The organism is Rheinheimera tilapiae (genome assembly GCF_042432165.1).
GTDB classification, from domain to species: domain Bacteria; phylum Pseudomonadota; class Gammaproteobacteria; order Enterobacterales; family Alteromonadaceae; genus Pararheinheimera; species Pararheinheimera tilapiae.
On record NZ_JBHLXP010000003.1, the window covers coordinates 250,145 to 267,934 of the forward strand.

13 protein-coding genes are annotated in these 17,790 nt (G+C 56.6%); 7 read left to right on the top strand and 6 right to left on the bottom strand.

The features are described from left to right. The first annotated feature begins 2 nt into the window (after positions 1 to 2). The gene (locus ACFFJP_RS12070; protein WP_377244119.1) at positions 3 to 1,832 is read left to right on the top strand and encodes an ATP-binding response regulator; all 1,830 of its coding nucleotides are present in this window, start codon (positions 3 to 5) and stop codon (positions 1,830 to 1,832) included. Here ACFFJP_RS12070 and ACFFJP_RS12075 read toward each other — a convergent pair. Further along, a complete protein-coding gene (locus ACFFJP_RS12075; protein ID WP_377244122.1) occupies positions 1,829 to 2,482 on the bottom strand; it encodes a response regulator in 654 nt (217 codons plus the stop codon). The two genes, ACFFJP_RS12070 and ACFFJP_RS12075, sit on opposite strands and share 4 nt — an antisense overlap. Before the next feature lie 138 nt (positions 2,483 to 2,620). Beyond that, entirely contained in the window at positions 2,621 to 3,073 is a 453-nt protein-coding gene (locus tag ACFFJP_RS12080; protein ID WP_377244125.1) for a DUF4826 family protein, read from the bottom strand. 248 nt (positions 3,074 to 3,321) lie between these two features. Here ACFFJP_RS12080 and ACFFJP_RS12085 point away from each other — a divergent pair, with 248 nt between their 5' ends. From ACFFJP_RS12085 to ACFFJP_RS12105, 5 genes are all read left to right on the top strand, one after another. Next, complete coding sequence (locus ACFFJP_RS12085; RefSeq protein ID WP_377244128.1) at positions 3,322 to 4,398, top strand: HlyD family secretion protein; 1,077 nt, start codon at positions 3,322 to 3,324, stop codon at positions 4,396 to 4,398. A 3-nt stretch (positions 4,399 to 4,401) separates the two neighbouring features. After that, complete coding sequence (gene rbbA / locus ACFFJP_RS12090; protein ID WP_377244131.1) at positions 4,402 to 7,158, top strand: ribosome-associated ATPase/putative transporter RbbA; 2,757 nt, start codon at positions 4,402 to 4,404, stop codon at positions 7,156 to 7,158. Continuing rightward, positions 7,155 to 8,282: an ABC transporter permease gene (locus ACFFJP_RS12095; RefSeq protein ID WP_377244134.1), complete on the top strand. Its 1,128-nt coding sequence runs from the start codon at positions 7,155 to 7,157 to the stop codon at positions 8,280 to 8,282. The genes rbbA and ACFFJP_RS12095 overlap by 4 nt, the downstream gene beginning before the upstream one ends. 81 nt (positions 8,283 to 8,363) lie before the next feature. Further along, positions 8,364 to 11,213, top strand: a complete 2,850-nt coding sequence (locus ACFFJP_RS12100) for a ligand-binding sensor domain-containing diguanylate cyclase (RefSeq protein ID WP_377244137.1) — start codon at positions 8,364 to 8,366, stop codon at positions 11,211 to 11,213. A 47-nt stretch (positions 11,214 to 11,260) separates the two neighbouring features. Then, a complete protein-coding gene (locus ACFFJP_RS12105) occupies positions 11,261 to 11,473 on the top strand; it encodes a Rossmann-fold NAD(P)-binding domain-containing protein (RefSeq protein ID WP_377244140.1) in 213 nt (70 codons plus the stop codon). A gap of 36 nt (positions 11,474 to 11,509) precedes the next feature. Here ACFFJP_RS12105 and ACFFJP_RS12110 read toward each other — a convergent pair whose 3' ends face one another. The 4 genes from ACFFJP_RS12110 to ACFFJP_RS12125 all read right to left on the bottom strand — a co-directional run bounded on the left by ACFFJP_RS12110 (position 11,510) and on the right by ACFFJP_RS12125 (position 16,858). Continuing rightward, complete coding sequence (locus tag ACFFJP_RS12110; RefSeq protein WP_377244143.1) at positions 11,510 to 12,208, bottom strand: hypothetical protein; 699 nt, start codon at positions 12,206 to 12,208, stop codon at positions 11,510 to 11,512. A gap of 194 nt (positions 12,209 to 12,402) precedes the next feature. After that, positions 12,403 to 13,281 carry a PhnD/SsuA/transferrin family substrate-binding protein gene (locus ACFFJP_RS12115; RefSeq protein ID WP_377244146.1) on the bottom strand — a complete coding sequence of 293 codons (879 nt, stop codon included), beginning with the start codon at positions 13,279 to 13,281 and terminating at the stop codon, positions 12,403 to 12,405. 157 nt (positions 13,282 to 13,438) lie between these two features. Next, positions 13,439 to 14,899 carry a molybdate ABC transporter ATP-binding protein ModF gene (gene modF, locus ACFFJP_RS12120; protein ID WP_377244149.1) on the bottom strand — a complete coding sequence of 487 codons (1,461 nt, stop codon included), beginning with the start codon at positions 14,897 to 14,899 and terminating at the stop codon, positions 13,439 to 13,441. 114 nt (positions 14,900 to 15,013) lie between these two features. Further along, complete coding sequence (locus ACFFJP_RS12125; protein ID WP_377244152.1) at positions 15,014 to 16,858, bottom strand: PhoX family protein; 1,845 nt, start codon at positions 16,856 to 16,858, stop codon at positions 15,014 to 15,016. A gap of 249 nt (positions 16,859 to 17,107) precedes the next feature. Here ACFFJP_RS12125 and ACFFJP_RS12130 point away from each other — a divergent pair, with 249 nt between their 5' ends. Then, positions 17,108 to 17,737 carry an SOUL family heme-binding protein gene (locus tag ACFFJP_RS12130; RefSeq protein ID WP_377244155.1) on the top strand — a complete coding sequence of 210 codons (630 nt, stop codon included), beginning with the start codon at positions 17,108 to 17,110 and terminating at the stop codon, positions 17,735 to 17,737. Positions 17,738 to 17,790 lie beyond the last annotated feature (53 nt).

Below are 17,790 nucleotides of genomic sequence, written 5' to 3' on the forward strand. Positions count from 1 at the left end.
CGTTGAGCCATCACGACTCGCCGGCAGATGAAAGTTTGCCGCAACAGCTGCTGGCGCTACAGGCCGAAAACCTGAAGCTGCGCAAAATCAATCAGGCCCTGATTGAACGGGTGGAAGCAGGTCATGTGGCACTTCATACCGGCCCCGCGGCGCCTTATGCCGCCTTTCAACATGCGGCCGTGCTGGCAGAACAGGTGCGCGAACGCACCGCCGAGTTATCCCGCGCCTATGACGAGCTGCGACGCTCTGTGCGTTACTCGGAAACCCTGGCTGAAAGCGAACGCTGGATCCGCACTATTACCGACCATGTCCCGGCGATGATTGCATACCTGTCGGCTGCGGGGATCTATCTGTTTACCAACCGGGGTTATGACGAATTTTATGGCGTGCCGGCCGGCAGTTTACTGAACCAGACGCTGGACGCTGCGCATGGCCCGCAGGGTGCAGCGCGGCTGGCGCCTTATGTGCAGCAGGCACTGTCCGGCGACAGTGCCATTTTTGAAATCGACGAACAAAATGCTGCCGGTGAATGGCGGCATTTGCTCAAAACCTATGTACCGCATCGCGACGAGCTACAGCAAATCAGCGGTTTTTTTGTGTTAACCCGTGACATCACCGAACGAAAACGCACCTCAGAAGCGCTGCGGCAGGCGAATTTGCATCTGGAACAGCGGGTCGCTGAACGTACCGCGGCCCTGACGGCACTGAACCAGCAATTGCGGGACGCCACGGCAGCGGCAGAACAGGCCAATCAATCGAAAAGCCAGTTCCTGGCGGCAGTGAGCCATGATGTGTTGCAGCCGCTCAATGCTGCCCGGCTGTTTAACGGGGCTTTGCTGGAACAACCGCTGGATCAGAACCAGCAACAGCTGGCGCAATCCGCCGGACGAGCGCTCGATGACGTCGGTGATTTGCTGCGCACCCTGGTCGATTTATCCAAACTGGACGCCGGCCAGCTACAACCGGATTGCAGCAGTATCGCACTCGGGCCTTTGCTGGCGGCGCTCGCGAGTGAATTTAACGCGATGGCAAGCAGCAAGGGGCTACGTTTTCGCGCAGTAGCAACCACCGTCACGGTGCGGACAGATCCGGCCTGGCTGGCGCGGATCCTGCGAAATCTGCTGACGAACGCGCTGCGTTATACCCCGCCCGGTGGCGCCGTATTGCTGGGTTGCCGGCGGCGCGCAGCCGGTCTGGAGATCCAGGTGCTCGATAGCGGTGTGGGCATCGCAGCCGAGCATCTCAGCCTGATTTTTCAGGAGTTTCAGCGTTTACCACAAAGCCGGGCGACTGACGCCGGGCTCGGCTTAGGTCTGGCGATTGTCGAACGCTTAAGCCGGTTATTGGCGCATCCGCTGCGGGTGCAGTCAGCGCCTGGCCGTGGCTCCGTTTTTGCGCTGCAACTGCCGATCACCACACCGCTACAACAGACGCCACCAGCGTTTCTATCGGTAGCGGAATCGACGGGCGGCACCATCTGGGTGATCGATAATGACCATACGATTTGTCAGGCGATGACCACTTTGCTGGCAAGCTGGGGTTATCAGGTGTACAGCGGCGCCGATGCCACAGCCTTTACCGGTCAGGAAAAACCCGATCTGTTGATTGTCGATTATCATCTGGCTGATGGCCTGACAGGCACAGTGCTAGCGCAACAATTCACAGCGCAACCTGGCTGGTCACAGCTGCCGGTGTTGATGATCACCGCCAACAGCCAGCAGCAACTGGCTGTTGAATTAAAACAACAGGGGTATCAGGTGTTATACAAACCGGTACGGCCGCTGCAGTTAAAAACGCTGCTGCGGCATCTGCTGGAACGAAAAGTGATTTAGAGATACAAACTGAAATCGAGGTCACGCGCTAACAAAATGGCCTGCACCCGGCTCGGTACGCCCAGTTTGGCCAGTACGGCGGAGACATGCGCCTTCACTGTGGTCTCGGCGATACACAGGGCTTCGGCGATTTGTTTGTTCGACTCGCCACTGACCATGCGCTGCAATACTTTGATCTGCTTTTTGGTCAGCCCGCGCAGCAACGCTTGCTCGGCTTTGTGTTCAAAGGCGTTGTTGCTCAGTACAGGACTCTGACGGAAGGTATCAGCCGGCAAATAAATATCACCGTTGAGTAATTGCCGCAGTGCACTGACAAGTTGCTGTCGTCCGGCCGCTTTGGAAATAAAACCTGCTGCACCAAACGCCATCGCTTGCAACACGGTCTGCTTGTCGTCTTCAGCGGACAACATCGCCACCGCAATCTGCGGGAATTGTTGCCGTAACTGCACCAGACCATTTAATCCGGCCATGCCCGGCATATTCAGGTCCAGCAAAATAAAGTCCAGAGCGCTGTAGCGCGTGGCCATTGCCTGCACTTCAGCCAAAGAGCCGGCTTCAAGCACGGTCAGGTCGCTGAAGTGCTGGGTCAGCACGTCTTTGAGCGCATCCCGGTATAACGGATGGTCATCGGCTACGCAGATATATTGCATCGGATCCAGCTTTGAACGGGTGTTGCAGCAGAGTAAAGACTGGCGCCATTTTGTGCAAGCGCTCGCACAGCAGCCGGTGCCGACAGGCCTTTTTGCTGTCAGGCAAACGCACTGGGCCCGTGAAACCCGCTGAAAAAACTAGTCCTCTGCCCACAGATCTTCGTCCTGCGCCCACATCGCCAGTAATTGCGCTTGCCGAGCCAGTTGTTTCGCCTGAGCCGCCACATCGCCAGCCAGAACTGGGCTGCCTTGCCAGGCCTCGCCTTTGCTGGCTTTTGCTGCTAATGCCGCCCAGCGTTTGGCAAATGCAGCCATGGCGTCACGGGGTTCAGTCAGGTCTTCGGCCGGCAAATGATCAAAAGGCACTGGCTGTGGCTGCGCACCTGTGCTGTCGCCTGCCAAAATCCAGTGGCCGGCATACCCCGGATCTTGCGGATCTTCGACCACCCATAAGCCAACATAAGGTGCGGTATACCACTCAGGCCAGTCACAGATCAGGCCATGCGGAATTTGTTGCGCCGCCACATAACTTTGGATCGCCGTAAACTGCTGCTCACACCAGTCAAAATCAGCACTGTCATCCCACTCCATTGCATCCGCCCTGTTTTTTCATGTTGCGCAAAGAACGCTATTGTCGGAACTCGTACCGGTGATAGCAAGCAGCATTTGCACTCTGTACGCAGCTCTCCAACGGATAGCAACCCCGGTGCGCCCCGGCACAATTTTATTTTCCTTTGCGCTACATCAAACGACGGTGAATTAACACAACTTACCGGCGAAAACAGGCGTAAAGTACCGATTATCGCAGCAACTCGCCGGGACTCAGACAGGACTTTTACATGCTCAACACTCTGACAGGGAAGCAAAGGCTGCAAGCGGCCGTGATCGCCGTGGTGGTATTGGCCGGCGCCGGGCTATTCTATCAAAACTACCTGCAGCGACCGGCTTTGGACGGTTTGTTGCAAAGTAATGGCCGGATTGAAGCCACAGAAATAGCCATCGCCGCCAAAACTGCTGGCCGGATCAAAAATATTCTGGTGAACGAAGGCGACTTCGTCAGTGCCGGCCAGTTGCTGGCCGAAATTGAATCCGACGCTTTGACCGCACAGTTGACGCAGGCACAGGCGCAGTTGCGTCAGGCACAAAGCGCTGCTGTGACAGCACAAAGCCAGTTACAACAAAGGATCAGCGAAAAAGCCGCGCAATCCGCCCTGTTGGTCCAGCGCCAGGCTGAACTGGCCGCAGCCAAAAACCGGGCTAAACGCACCGGCACTCTGGCCAAGACCGGCTCAGTATCGAAACAACTGGCCGACGATAACGATACGCTGGTGGCAAGCGCCAATGCCGCTGTCAGTGCCGCCCGGGCACAAATCAACGCTGCAGATGCAGCCATCGCCTCCGGCGAGGCACAAATTTTGGCGGCACAATCTGCCGTCGATGCGGTCGCCGCGACAGTGGCCAGAGTTCAGGTGGAGCTGGCTGACAATCAATTGACTGCGCCACGGGCTGGCCGGATCCAGTATCGGATCGCCCAAAGCGGTGAGATTGTCGCTGCCGGTGGCAAAGTACTGAGCCTGATCGACCTGACCGATGTGTATATGACATTTTTCCTGCCTTCCGGCCAGGCCGGGCAGGTCGCGCTGGGTACTGAAGTCCGGCTGGTGCTGGATGCGCTGCCACAATATGCCATTCCGGCCCAGCTGTCTTATGTCGCCGATGTCGCGCAGTTCACGCCTAAAACCGTCGAAACGGCCAGTGAACGGGAAAAACTGATGTTCCGGGTTAAAGCACGCATCGATAGCGCGTTACTGGAAAAACACATTACAAAAGTGAAAACAGGTTTACCCGGCATGGCGTATCTGCGGCTTGACCCAACGACACCCTGGCCGGCCAGCCTGCCTCCGCTGGTGCAATAAGTCATGGCAGTGACCCCGCAGGCCGCTCCTGTTGCCCGAGTGCGGCAGCTGTCGCAGCACTATGGCGACACTCTGGCGCTCGACCAGCTGGATTTGGATATTCCGGCCGGTCAGATGGTCGGATTGCTCGGCCCGGACGGCGTCGGCAAATCCAGCCTGCTGGCGATCCTGGCCGGGGCGCGGCAGATCCAGCAAGCCGCCAACGGTAAGACCGAAGTAACAGTGCTTGGGGCCAATCTGGCAAAGGCAGGCGAGCGTAACCGCGTCTGTCCGCAAATTGCCTATATGCCGCAGGGTTTGGGCAAAAACCTCTACCTGAGCTTGTCGGTGGAGGAAAACCTGCAGTTTTTCGCCCGGTTGTTTGGGCATGACGCGTCAGAGCGGCGCCGCCGCATCGATGAACTAACCGCTGCTACCGGCCTGTCGGCCTTTCTGGCGCGTCCGGCGGGTCAATTGTCCGGCGGCATGAAACAAAAACTCGGCTTGTGCTGCGCGCTCATTCACGACCCACAATTGCTGATCCTGGACGAACCGACCACAGGCGTCGACCCACTGGCGCGCAGTCAGTTCTGGCAGCTGATCCAGCGGATCCGCGCACAAAAGCCCGACCTCAGCGTGATTGTCGCCACCGCTTATATGGATGAAGCCGGGCGTTTTGATCACCTGCTGATCATGCATGGCGGCCGGGTGCTGGCCAGCGGCTCGCCGGCGCAGCTGCACCAGCAAACCGGCACCACCGACCTCGAAGCAGCTTTTATTGCTTTGTTGCCAGCGAAGTTACGCAAGCAGCACCATCAGGTCCTTGTGCCGCCACTGCTGACCGATGCGAACACGGCTGTAGCCATTGCTGCGGAACAGCTCAGTATGCAGTTTGGCGATTTTACTGCGGTGGACCGGGTCAGTTTCCAAATCCGTCAGGGCGAGATCTTTGGCTTTTTAGGCTCCAACGGTTGTGGCAAATCCACCACGATGAAAATGCTGACCGGTTTGTTGCCGGCCAGCCATGGTCAGGCCTGGTTGTTTGGTCAGCCACTGCGGCCAGACGATATTTCGACCCGAACCAGGGTCGGTTATATGTCACAGGCCTTTTCGTTGTATAGCGAGCTGACCGTGCGGCAAAACCTGGTGCTGCATGCCCGGCTGTTCCATGTGCCGGCAGCCAGCATCGATGCCAGGGTCGCGCTGATGCTGCAACGCTTTGGCCTGACGGCACAACAGGATGCACTGCCGGAGCAATTACCACTGGGAATGCGGCAGCGTTTGTCACTGGCTGTCGCGATGGTGCATCAGCCGGAATTACTGATTTTGGATGAACCCACTTCAGGTGTTGACCCGGTCGCCCGGGATCAGTTCTGGCAACTGCTGGTTGATTTGGCGCGGCAGGACAAAGTCACCATTTTTATCTCGACCCATTTTATGAACGAAGCGCTGCGCTGTGACCGGATCTCGCTGATGCATGCCGGCAAAGTGCTGGTCAGCGACACCCCGGCCGCCATTATTGCCAGTCAGCAGGCCACCGACTTAGAACAAGCCTTTATCCGTTATCTGCAACAAGCCGGCGCCGGCGAACAAACCCAAAACGCAGCTGTCAGCACGGCAGCACCCGCAGTGACAGCCGCGCCGGCATCGCGTCACTTTAGCTGGCGCCGGCTGTGGAGCTATGCCAGTCGCGAAGCACTCGAACTTAGGCGCGACCCGATCCGCGGCGCTCTGGCGCTATTGGGCAGTCTGGTGCTGATGCTGTTTATCGGCTATGGCATCACGATGGATGTGGCCAATCTGAACTTCGCCGTACTGGACCGCGACCAGTCACTGCTGAGCCGCCATTATGTGCAAAACCTGGCCGGCTCACGTTATTTTATCGAACGGCCGGCGTTGCAGAGCGGTGCAGAAATCGACCAAAGGATGCGCAGCGGCGAACTGGCACTGGCGCTGGAGATCCCGCCCAATTTTGGCCGCGACATCAGCCGCGGCGACTCGGTACAAATCGGCGCCTGGATCGACGGCGCTATGCCCAATCGCGCCGAGACGATTAAAGGGTATGTGCAGGGCATGCATCTGCACTGGTTGACGCAACAAGCTCGCGAAGCGCTGGGAACCAACGTCAGTTTCAGCGCCGGCGTAGAAACACGGTTTCGCTATAACCCGGATGTGAAAAGTCTGGTAGCTATGGTGCCGGCCATGATCCCGCTGTTACTGCTGATGATCCCGGCCCTGCTGACCGCCCTGTCCGTTGTACGGGAAAAAGAACTGGGTTCTATCATCAACCTGTATGTCACGCCGGTGACCAAGCTGGAATTCCTGCTTGGCAAACAACTGCCCTACATCCTGCTCGCGCTGCTGAACTACCTGCTGATGTTAGTGGCGGCGGTCACTATATTTGCTGTGCCGCTGACTGGTAGTTTTGTCGCCCTGACGCTGAGTGCGCTGGTCTATGTGGTGTTCGCCACCGGTTTTGGCCTGCTGGCATCCACCTTCACTAAATCGCAGATCGCCGCCATCCTGGTGTCTGTGCTGGGTACCATTATTCCGGCAGTGCAGTTTGCCGGCATGATCACTCCGGTGTCGGCCCTAGAAGGCAGTGGCCGCTTGATCGGCATACTGCATCCGGCCAGTTATTTCCTGTCGATCAGCCGCGGTCTCTTTAATAAAGCGCTGAATCTGCAGGATATTTATCCGGCGCTGCTGGCGATGAGCCTGGCGGTACCTGCGGTATTGCTGCTGGCGCTGTGGTTATTACCAAAACAGGAGCGCGGATGACCTCTCATCGCAGCAATATCTGGCGGCTCGGCCAAAAAGAACTGTGGAGCCTGTGGCGCGATCCAGTGATGCTATTGCTGATCTTCTACTCGTTTTCGCTGAATATTTACGTGGCGGCGACGTCGATGCCGGAAACATTGCACAAAGCGCCGATTGCCATTGTTGATGAAGACCAGTCGCCGTTGTCGGGCCGGATCCGTAGTGCCTTTTACCTGCCGTATTTTTTACCACCGGTGCAGATCAGCCTTAATGACGTTGACCCGGCTCTGGACGCCGGCACATACAGCTTTGTGCTGAACATACCGCCTGATTATCAGCGCGACGTATTGGCAGGCCGGACACCGCAAATTCAGCTGAGTGTCGACGCCACGCGGATCAGTCAAGCCTTCAGCGGTGCCGGTTATATCAGCCAGATCGTCGCCAGTGAATTAAATGAATTTAAGCAACACCACCGCATCAATACGGTGCTGCCGGTCGATTTAGTGCTGCGTGCGCGCTTTAATCCGAATCTGACTTCGAGCTGGTTTGGCTCTGTGATGGAGGTCATCAACAGTGTCACGATGATTTCGATTGTGCTGACCGGTGCAGCGCTGATCCGCGAGCGTGAACACGGCACTATCGAACATTTGCTGGTGATGCCGGTGACACCCAGCGAAATTATGCTGTCTAAAGTGCTGGCGATGGGGTTGGTGGTGCTGGTAGCCACCGGACTATCGCTGACGCTGGTGATCCGCGGCGCTTTGCACATCCCGGTGGAAGGTTCAGTTCTGCTGTTTCTGACCTGTGCTGCGCTACAGCTGTTTGCCACCACGTCGATGGGGATCTTTATGGCGACCGTTGCGCGTTCCATGCCGCAATTTGGCCTGATGCTGATCCTGGTCCTGTTGCCTCTGCAGTTGTTATCCGGCGGCATCACCCCGCGCGAGAGCATGCCAGAACTGGTACAACAACTGATGCTGGTGGCGCCGAATACCCATTTTGTCATGGCGTCTCAGGCCATTTTGTACCGTGGGGCCGGGCTGGATGTCGTCTGGCCGCAACTGCTGGCGCTGGTCACTATTGGCACTGTGCTCTATATCCTGTCGCTGCGCCGCTTCCGTGCAACTTTAAGTCAGCTGGCTTGAAACCGTCACTGTACCTCTGACTGGTAAACCGGTGGCAATTTCGATACATTAAGCCGGATGTTGAGATCACGGAGTTGCATTTTGCCCAGGATTTGGTTGCTGTGTTGTTATGCCTGCGTCTTGCTGCTTCAGTCCGCTCCGGCGCTGGAACTACACGCCACGCCGGTGGAAAAACTGCAAAATGTTCCCGGTATCGTTTATGACGTGGCGCAGGACCAGCAAGACTTTCTGTGGCTGGCGGCAGAATATGACGGCTTATTACGCTTTGACGGCACCGAGTACCTGCGTTTTAGTCCAGCCAATGCAGGCCCGCCGTTCAGTTACAGTCAGGTCGTCAACGACAGTCAGAATAATCTTTGGGTGGCCACCTGGGGCCATGGCCTGTGGCAACTCGACCCGCAGCGCAGACACTGGCACCAGGTCAGCGCGCCTGTACCGGCCGATGCCCGCATTCAGTTTATGCAGCACGACAAAGCGCAAAACCTGTGGATTGGCACGACCACAGGCTTGTATCTGTTGCGCGCCAATGCCACCACCGCTGAAATTGTGCAGCCACTGCTCGGCCAGCGCATCTGGCAACTGACCGAACAATCCGATGGCACCCTCTGGGTCGCAACGAGTCAAGGCCTCTATCAATTTAACCCCGTAAGCAAGGCATCGGGCAGTTGGCTGCAAATCGGTGATTTAGCAGGTACAGAGATCCGCGCGGTCACAGTCCATGGCGACTATCTGCTCATTGGCCGGCGCGCCGGGATTGAACTGCTTGATTTACGCGATGGCGTGATCCGCCACCGCTCCGATTTAGGCAATACCAACGTATTTATGAGCGAAAGCGCCGACCAATGGCTGGTCGGTTCTATTGATGGTTTGTACCGCCAGCGTCTGACGCCAACGGGTTTGGAATCTGAACTGCTGTTGCCAGCGGTTGATGCAAGGAGTCTGTACCGCGACCGGCAGAACAATATCTGGCTCAGCACCCGCTACAGCGGCTTGATGCGTGTGCCGGAACCACCACTGAAAAGCCGGCAGCCGTCCGTCAGCGCCTTTATCAGTCCGACGCAGAAACACCGGCTGGGCCCGCACAGTGTCACCACCAGTGCCCGCTGGCAACCGCTGGAGAAATCATTACTGCAGCTAAAAGATGGCCGTTGGCAGGAACTGATTTTTGCACCGGAGTATCAGGTAGCCTATGTGCGTGACGTCGTTGAGTTTGCCGGTCAGACGCTGGTTGGCACCGATCAGGGCCTGTACCGCTACCAGCCGGACTCAGGACTGACGCCAGTCCATTTACAGACCAACACCCCCCGTCTGAATATTGAACGGATGGCACGGGCCGCCGATGGCGCTTTGTGGCTGGGTCTGTGGGAACATGGTGTCTACCGCATCGCTGCGCCTTCGGATACCGCTGCTGCATTGCCACCGCCGGTGCAGCTGCAAACGAAACTGCAGGCACAGGAAGGCGTCATCGACATCCAGCAAGATGCGCAGCAGCAGCTGTGGCTGTTAAGCCGCCAGGGCAAACTATATCAGGGCCTGCCGACCGAACTGAAACTGCGCTGGCAGCCGCCGCAAGATCTGGCAACCGGTTATTTTAATTGCCTGCTGGCAGAAGCTGACCAATTCTGGCTCTGCACTGATCGCGGTTTACTGCGGGTTAGCAAAGACTTCAGTCAGGTTGATATGCTCAGTCTGGCGCAAGGTTTGCCGGATATCCGGGTCATTGGCATCACCCGTACTGAACAGTTTATCTGGGTACTGACCCGCAACGGCGTGATGTTAATGCGGCCGGATGGCACTGATATCCGCCTGCTGACGCCACGTCAAGAATTAAATCTGGCAGCGGCACAGTTACACGGTATTGTGCCGCTGCCATCCGACCAGGTCCAGTTGGCAACCAGCGATGGCTTATGGCAGATCGCGCACACTGATTTGACGCCGGTGCCGACCAATATGCAGCTGCATCTGACCGAGTTCAGGCTGAACCAGCAACTGTTCAGCCTGAACGAATCCAACACTGTCTTACAGTTGCCGGCGCGGGTGCAGGAACTGCAGCTGAAGTTCCGCTTGCTCAGTTTTCAGCGCCATTTACAGGTCAATTATTTTTTCCGCTGGAACGCGCAGCAGCACTGGACGGCTTTTGGTCCAGAAGCAGTCTTAACACTGAGCCAGCTTGCACCGGGGCGGCATCAGCTTGAAGTGATGGCACAGGCCGGTGGTCAGTTTATTCATACCCACCCATTGCAGCTGGATGTACCGGTGCCCTGGTGGCAACAACCAGCCGGGATTGGCCTGCTGACGCTGGCCGGCAGTCTGTTGTTGTACCTGAGCTACCGGTATCGGGTAAACCGGCTGCAACAACGGGCGGAGAAGCTCGATGCATTGGTCGCCGAACGCACGCAAGCACTGGAGGCCGCCAACCAGCAACTGCAACACTTGTCCAATACCGACAGCCTGACCGGTCTAATGAACCGGCGTGCCCTGCAATATGCCGCCGGACTGCTGCAGGCGCAGCGTAGCCGTCACGCCGCCCCGCTGACTTTAGCCCTGCTGGACATTGATCACTTTAAACAAATCAACGATATGCACGGTCACGATGCCGGCGATGACGTGTTGCGTCAGGTCGCGGCTTATCTGCGTCAGCGCCTGCGCAGTCAGGACTTGCTGGCTCGCTGGGGTGGCGAAGAATTTTTGTTGTTGATGCCAAATACCACGCTGCCGCAGGCGCAACAACTGGTCGATGCGTTACGGCTGGGGATCCGTACGCTCGACACCAGCCCGCTTGATATCGCACTGAGTGCTACCTTCGGCATCAGCCCGGTTGAAACTTCGGCCCTCGCGCTGGAGCAGGCAATTAAAGCCGCCGACATGGCGTTATATCAGGGCAAAACGCAGGGCCGCGATCAAGTGGTGTTGGCCGCAACTGCCAGCTGATTTTTATCCTGCCTCCGGTTTCTTTTCACCTTGCTGGAAAGACACAAGTGCTTGGTCTGCATGTCGGTTTTATCGATACCGATTTAACCAAAGATCTGGACGTGCCGAAAGTAACACCGGCTGCTGTGGACGAAACCACTTGCGCCAACCTGGAACAAGATGCGCATCAGGTGCTGGCCGATGATGTGACCCGGCAGGTGGATTTACTGGTGCAGGAACTGCCGAAGATGCTGCAGATCCGAGCGAGCTGGGCCGAATAATCCGGCCCAGTGGCCTGAACGTCCGGAAAACATCTTTCAGGAAACCGGCTCATCCCACTGCAGATTGTCAAAATCGGTTGCTAACAACACCAAACTGACCGCCGCCAGCAGGTCTTGTTCCGCCACAGGACTTTGCTGCCAGACCAGCACCCGGCCAGCATTGATTTTCTCAATGGACCACCACAGTTGCTGTTGTTTTTTCAGGTGAAAGCCGACAGGCACAGCGCTGCTGAATAAGCCACCTTCCAGCTGATGCTCCGATGTGATGTCGTACACAGCATTGGCAGTGACCAACTGGCCCGACAGACGATTCAGCTTATCCTGGCGCAGCGACAATTCGCCCTGATGCTGGCCGGAAAACACACAGGACAACAGCGGCATATTGCCAAAGCTTGGATCCAGCGACAGGCTGCCTTTACTGACACGCAACAACCAGCCATCACAAGTGGCGGTAGTACCGGTATTTGTTGTCAGGCTTTTTGCATGATAAGTGCCGCTAAACCCCAGCTTGCCGACTTTAACACCGGTATCCAGCCGGCCTTTATCACTGAGTTGACCGGTAGACCAGGTCCCGAATTGCAGTGGTTTATCCCAGGCAAAGGGATTTGCCCCCTGCACCTGATGCTGCGCAACAGCGCCAGCGGACGCGGGCAGCGCCATCCGGGCCGTCGAGACACAAGCACTCAGCAACACTGCTGAAGTTAAACTCAGACAAAAAGCTACCGCATTTTTCATTGCAGATCCTCACAGGCTTTGGTGGTCACCCGCTCGCGCCACGCTTCGCCATTGTAAAAATACTCAGGGGGCCGTCTGTAATTCTTTGTCAGGACAACTGCTACCGGCGACCCGACACTATGTACAAAATGTATACCGCTGATGATTATTGTTACCACCCGGCGGCTTTCCCCGGCCTTAACCACGCCGCAACCTTATTTTTGCTCAGCCAGCAGTGCACGCATCGCCTGATACTGCGTGGCATCGACCGGCGCCAGGGCGCGGCTGTGCTTAAATTCAACCCAACCTTGCTGCAACCCCTGCAATACAGCCGCAGCCGCTGCTGGCTCTGCCAGCAGTGTTGACCTCAGAGTTTCGCAGGGCAGCGTCTGGCTGTTACATAATAAAGGTCCAAACGGCAGTTCGGCGGATCGCCAAATCTCCGTGATCCCGGCAGGTAAGTTGGCAGGCAAAGCCGCAGTCGCCATTATGGCCAGACCTTCTGATGCTGCGCTCAACGCCGGTAATACAGCCTGATGGCTGCCAACGTAATCAAAGCGCAGCTGACTAAACCGGTCAGCCAGCCGAGTTTTCAGCTCGGCACGGCCAATCAGGCCCCCGGAGGCCGAATCCGGCCAGACCGCATAGACAGTCAATGGTTGCTCTTGCTGTAATCTCGCCGGCAGCTGCGCCAGGTCTGGCAGTTGTTTTGCCAGCAGACTGGAGCTGTACACTGCTTGGCAGACCGGTTGGGACGAGCTCATCGGCACGACAAAATCCAGCATCTGTTGCTGTTGTTGCAAAATTTGCAGATAAGCCACCAGGTTAGGCACCACCAAATCAACACTGCCCTGCCGGGCCCACTGCACCAGCTCATTCGGATTACTGGCGACCTGGACTGTGACAGCACTTTGTTGGGTAGCCGCCAGCCAGGTGGCAAGCGGCGTGACGGCAGCCTTACGGTCTATATCCGGGTAGGCATAAGTGGCTACGACCAGCGGCCGCGCCACACTTTGTGTGCAGCAGCACAGCAGGAACAACAGGTAAGGCCCACGCAACAGACCAAACCACTGACGCAGATTAAATTCTGACATGAACACTCCCTCAATCAGTGCGGCAGCCACGGCACAGCCGCCTTGCTAAAGCTGGCAGCTTAACGGCCTTATCGCCGGCAGGTCCATTTCACTTTGTAACTAATTTGCAGGCATGTCACAAAACCGGGGGCCGCATGGGCAGAGCAACCCGGTCAGTTCAGATCGCGTCGCTCTGGTAGGTGGGCGCCTGATAATCCGTCATCCGCAGCACCTGATGAATACCGTCGATTTTGTCTTCTGCATGATGATTGACATACAACAGTGTTGACTCACCGCTGCGGGCCAATACACTCAGAAGCGCCAGCACTTTGAGCCGGTTCAGCTCGTCCAGGCCGTTGCAGGGTTCGTCTAAAATCAGCAGCGTCGGGTGTTTCACCATGGCGCGGACAATCAGCACCAGCCGCTGGTCGCCAAAAGACAACGACTGGAACGAGTCTTTTCCTTTCGCCTCCAGCCCAATCAGCGCCAACCACTCCAGCGCCAGCTTGATTTGTAACGCCGATGGCTGGTCATACAGACCAATGCTGTCATAAAAACCCGACAACACCACATGCAGCACCGGGCAGCCGACGCGATATTGCAGCTGCAGGCTGTTCGACACTAGCCCCAGATGTTGCTTGATATCCCAGATACTTTCACCGCTGCCACGCTGATAACCAAACACCTGTAAATCGTTGGTGTAACAATGCGGATTGTCGCCGCTCAGCATCTGCAGCAAACAGGTTTTGCCTGAGCCGTTCGGCCCGGTAATTTGCCAGTGCTCACCCCGATTGATTTGCCAGTCGAGCCCGTAAAAAATCACCCGCTCGCCATACTGCACTTTGCCCTGACGCAGCTTCACTAACGTCTGCTCTGCCAGCGCTGGCGTGAAGCGGTCCCGATCTTTCGCCGGTAAAGGGCCGGGCTCTTGTTGCAGTTGATTCAGCTGTGCCAGTTCCGCCAGCTCCACCGCGCTGATGCCGCTGTCGGCCGATTGCCACTGGATCTCGCCGTGCGCCAGATACAGAATTTTTTGCATAAACGCCGGCAGTTCACTGAGCCGGTTTAGCACCAGCACCAACGTCATGCGCTGCTGCAATTCCGCCAGCAGCAAGTGCAGCGCCGCGCAAGCGTCTACATCGAGGCCATTAAAGGGCTCGTCCAGCACCAACAGTTCTGGGTTTTGTAAGATAGCTTTGATTAACAATAACTTGCGGGTCTCGCCAGTCGACAGCGCCAAAAAGGCCGTGTCGAGCCGCTGCTGCAACCGCAAAACGCCGGCCAGCTGCTGTAACTGCTGTTCCTGTGCGGCTGACCACTCGACGTGGTCGCGGCAAATGATGTCGCGGGCGCTGCTGGGGTCAACCTCCACATCGAGAATATCGGCGTCGCCTTTGCGCCTCTCGGCTTCAATCAAGGCCTGCTGCTGGGCCGTACTGACCCAGCCGATGCGGGCCGGTAGCACTGCTGTGCCTTCCAGCAGCTCGGCCTGATCGGCAATCACAGCAGCAAGTGCCGACTTCCCGCTGCCATTAGCGCCAAAAATCGCACAGTGCTGACCGGCAGCGATCTGCAGCTGTGTTATCCGCACCTGATGTGTCAGGCCCAATAAAAACCGGCATTGCTCAAAGGTCACCATCGAAACTGCTTACCTGCGCCATGAAAATCAGAAAGCACCAGCTTACTGTGAAATGGCAGCAGACAACACTGCGAATTCATCCTGCCCTGCAGCAAAGCCGCCCATAGAGATAAGTTAAGTACCCACTGATTGCCCATCAGTCCGGCTGATCACAATAACAGCAGGCCTCGGCGGCAGTTTCGCATCAAAATCCGGCCAGCGGGTTGACGGCTGTTCAAAGCTACTGCCGTCTGCCGGATGCTGTACCGAGCAAAACAAATACTGATCGTCGGGCGTGAAAAATGGCCCGCAAATCTCCGAACCCAACGGCGCACGTAAAAAGCGCTTCATCAGCGCGCGTGATGCGCCACTGACATCGGCAGCCCAAATGCCTTCGGCGATGCCAAAATCTTCTGCGCCGTCCGACGTGATCCAAATGCGGCCCTTGCGATCAAAAGCACAGTTATCCGGACAGGCCAGCCAGCTATTTTTGCCGGTTGCCGGGTGGTAGCTGGTACTCGGATCATCGCGCCGCCCAGCCAGTAAAAACATATCCCAGGCAAACACCGGCGCGCTGTGGTCGCCTTTGGGCGCTGTCATCTCGACAATCTGCCCGGCTTTATTCTGCGCACGCGGATTGGCAGGCGAACGCTGCGCCGCAGTCCGATCCGCGTTTTTCGTCAACATCACATAGACAGCGCCATTGACCGGATTCACTTCCACATCTTCCGGTCTGTCCATCGGGGTTGCCCCCAGTAAATCCGCCGCTTTACGCACATCAATGACCACATCGGCCTGACTGCGAAAGCCGTTGGCCACTGTTAAAGGCCCGCAGCCGAACACCAGCGGCAACCAGGCCACAGTGCCATCTGCAGCAAAACGCGCGCAATACAAAGTGCCTTCGTCCAGCAATTGCAAATTGGCAGCGCGGTTATCCGCTTGATAGGTTTTGGCGGAGACAAATTTGTATAAGTATTCAAACTTCTGGTCATCGCCCATGTAGGCCACAACCCGGCCATCGCTATTGATATACACATTGGCGCCTTCGTGTTTGAAGCGGCCTAAAGCGGTGCGCTTTTTTGGCACTGAGCGCGGGTCGTACGGGTCAATCTCGACAATCCAGCCCATGTGGAAACTTTCATTTGGCTGGGCGCTCATATCCCAGCGCGGATAATGCGCCGACCAGCTTTTTTGCGGGGTTGCCGACATGCCAAACCGTTTCAGGCTGGCAGCCTCAGGGCTTTGACTAAAATCGCCGCCGAACATCATGTCGATGTTTTCTTCACCGGTCAGCACTGTGCCCCAGGGCGTCACCCCACCGGCACAGTTGCCATAGGTGCCGAGCGTATGCACGCCATCCTGCGAGATGGCGGTTTTCAGCCGGGAACTGCCGGCGGCAGGCCCACTGATCTGCATTGGCGTCAGTGGCGTGATCCGACGGGTATAAGCGGAATCTTTGCGCTGATGCCATTGGCCATCACGCCATTCAATCTCCACCACAGACAAACCATGGGCCACGATATCGGTATCGGTTTGCGCTTTGTTCAGACTGACATCATCGGGCGAGCCCGGCCACATCAGTTGTGGCACTGTGTATTCATGGTTGACCACCAGCAAGCCGTGCTTGGCGTTAGAAGAGCCTAAAGGCAGCGGTAAAAAACCAATAAAATCATTGTTATAGCCAAATTGCTGCTGTTGCTTTTCGGCGGATTGCTGAAGCGGGTCAAACGCCGGCCCAGCCGCTGCAAGCGGCTCGCCCCACTTCAATAAGACCTGCGCTTTGTAACCGGCCGGAACTTCCAGCGTCGGCGTCATCTCATGGCCGGTTTCGCGAAATGTCAGGCTGGATTGCACGCTGCCAGGTTTGGTTTCAACGGCAAACACCGGTAAACCTGCAGCGACAGCGAGCAGACTGCTGCTTTGCAGAAATCTTCTTCTGGATAAACGTTTATCTAATACTTGCCGGAAGTTTTCACTCATGCTGTTGTCCTGTGCTGACCTGCAATAAAGTCTTGTCTCAACCCGATGGAATCTTCACCTTTGGCGCGACGCTATCGCGTCGCGATTTCCAGCAGAAACAATGTGACAATATCACACTTTCATGACAATTCTACGGCGACGTTTCCACTGATGGACTAGGCTGCCCCGCCCACAAGCCTGATAAAAATTTGCTCTATTTGCTGTGATCTAACGTAAGGCCTATTACAGAAATTAATCATGAGATGACCAATGAAAGTGCTGCTGTTGCTGGCTGGGTGCGTCGCTCTGACGGGGTGTTCAGTGTTTGGCCAAAATAATGTCGAAAGTGCCCCTTATACGCTGGTAAAAGCGGACCAAGCCTTAAAGATTGAGGTGCGCAACTATGCATCGATGGTGCTGGTCTCGGCCGAGATGCCGGAAGGAAGCCGCAATACTGCGTTCAGAAAATTGTTTCGTTATATCAGTGGCGAAAACTATGGCGCAACGGAGATCTCGATGACGGCCCCGGTGCTGATGGCCGGCAACGCCGAAGTAAAGCCCGGTACTGAAATTTCGATGACGGCTCCGGTGTTCATGGGTATGCAGGGGGGTAAATCGCAGATGTCATTTGTGATGCCAAAAGAATTCACGCTGCAAAACACGCCGAAACCGAAAGATCCGACGCTGCAAATCAGCGAACTGCGCAATTATCAGGTGGCCGCGATCCAATTCAGCGGGACGCTGAGCGCAGGCAACGTCGCAGAGCATACGCAAATCTTGCAGGATTGGTTAAAAACACAAGGTTATGTTGCGATCGGGGCGCCGCTGGAAGCCGGTTATAACGGCCCGATGACACTACCGATGTTGCGCCGCAATGAGATCCTGATTGAAATTCAATAACACCAGATGCAGTACTGCCCGTCGCAGCGCGTTCAGCCGCACGGGCTTGTCGC

What these genes read in the sequence shown, in the direction of transcription:
- ACFFJP_RS12110 (WP_377244143.1), bottom strand. Translation starts at nt 12,208, where the DNA reads ATGAAAAATGCGGTAGCTTTTTGTCTGAGTTTAACTTCAGCAGTGTTG.
- rbbA (WP_377244131.1), top strand. Translation starts at nt 4,402, where the DNA reads ATGGCAGTGACCCCGCAGGCCGCTCCTGTTGCCCGAGTGCGGCAGCTG.
- ACFFJP_RS12075 (WP_377244122.1), bottom strand. Translation starts at nt 2,482, where the DNA reads ATGCAATATATCTGCGTAGCCGATGACCATCCGTTATACCGGGATGCG.
- ACFFJP_RS12130 (WP_377244155.1), top strand. Translation starts at nt 17,108, where the DNA reads ATGAAAGTGCTGCTGTTGCTGGCTGGGTGCGTCGCTCTGACGGGGTGT.
- ACFFJP_RS12080 (WP_377244125.1), bottom strand. Translation starts at nt 3,073, where the DNA reads ATGGAGTGGGATGACAGTGCTGATTTTGACTGGTGTGAGCAGCAGTTT.
- ACFFJP_RS12095 (WP_377244134.1), top strand. Translation starts at nt 7,155, where the DNA reads ATGACCTCTCATCGCAGCAATATCTGGCGGCTCGGCCAAAAAGAACTG.
- ACFFJP_RS12115 (WP_377244146.1), bottom strand. Translation starts at nt 13,281, where the DNA reads ATGTCAGAATTTAATCTGCGTCAGTGGTTTGGTCTGTTGCGTGGGCCT.
- modF (WP_377244149.1), bottom strand. Translation starts at nt 14,899, where the DNA reads ATGGTGACCTTTGAGCAATGCCGGTTTTTATTGGGCCTGACACATCAG.
- ACFFJP_RS12125 (WP_377244152.1), bottom strand. Translation starts at nt 16,858, where the DNA reads ATGAGTGAAAACTTCCGGCAAGTATTAGATAAACGTTTATCCAGAAGA.
- ACFFJP_RS12085 (WP_377244128.1), top strand. Translation starts at nt 3,322, where the DNA reads ATGCTCAACACTCTGACAGGGAAGCAAAGGCTGCAAGCGGCCGTGATC.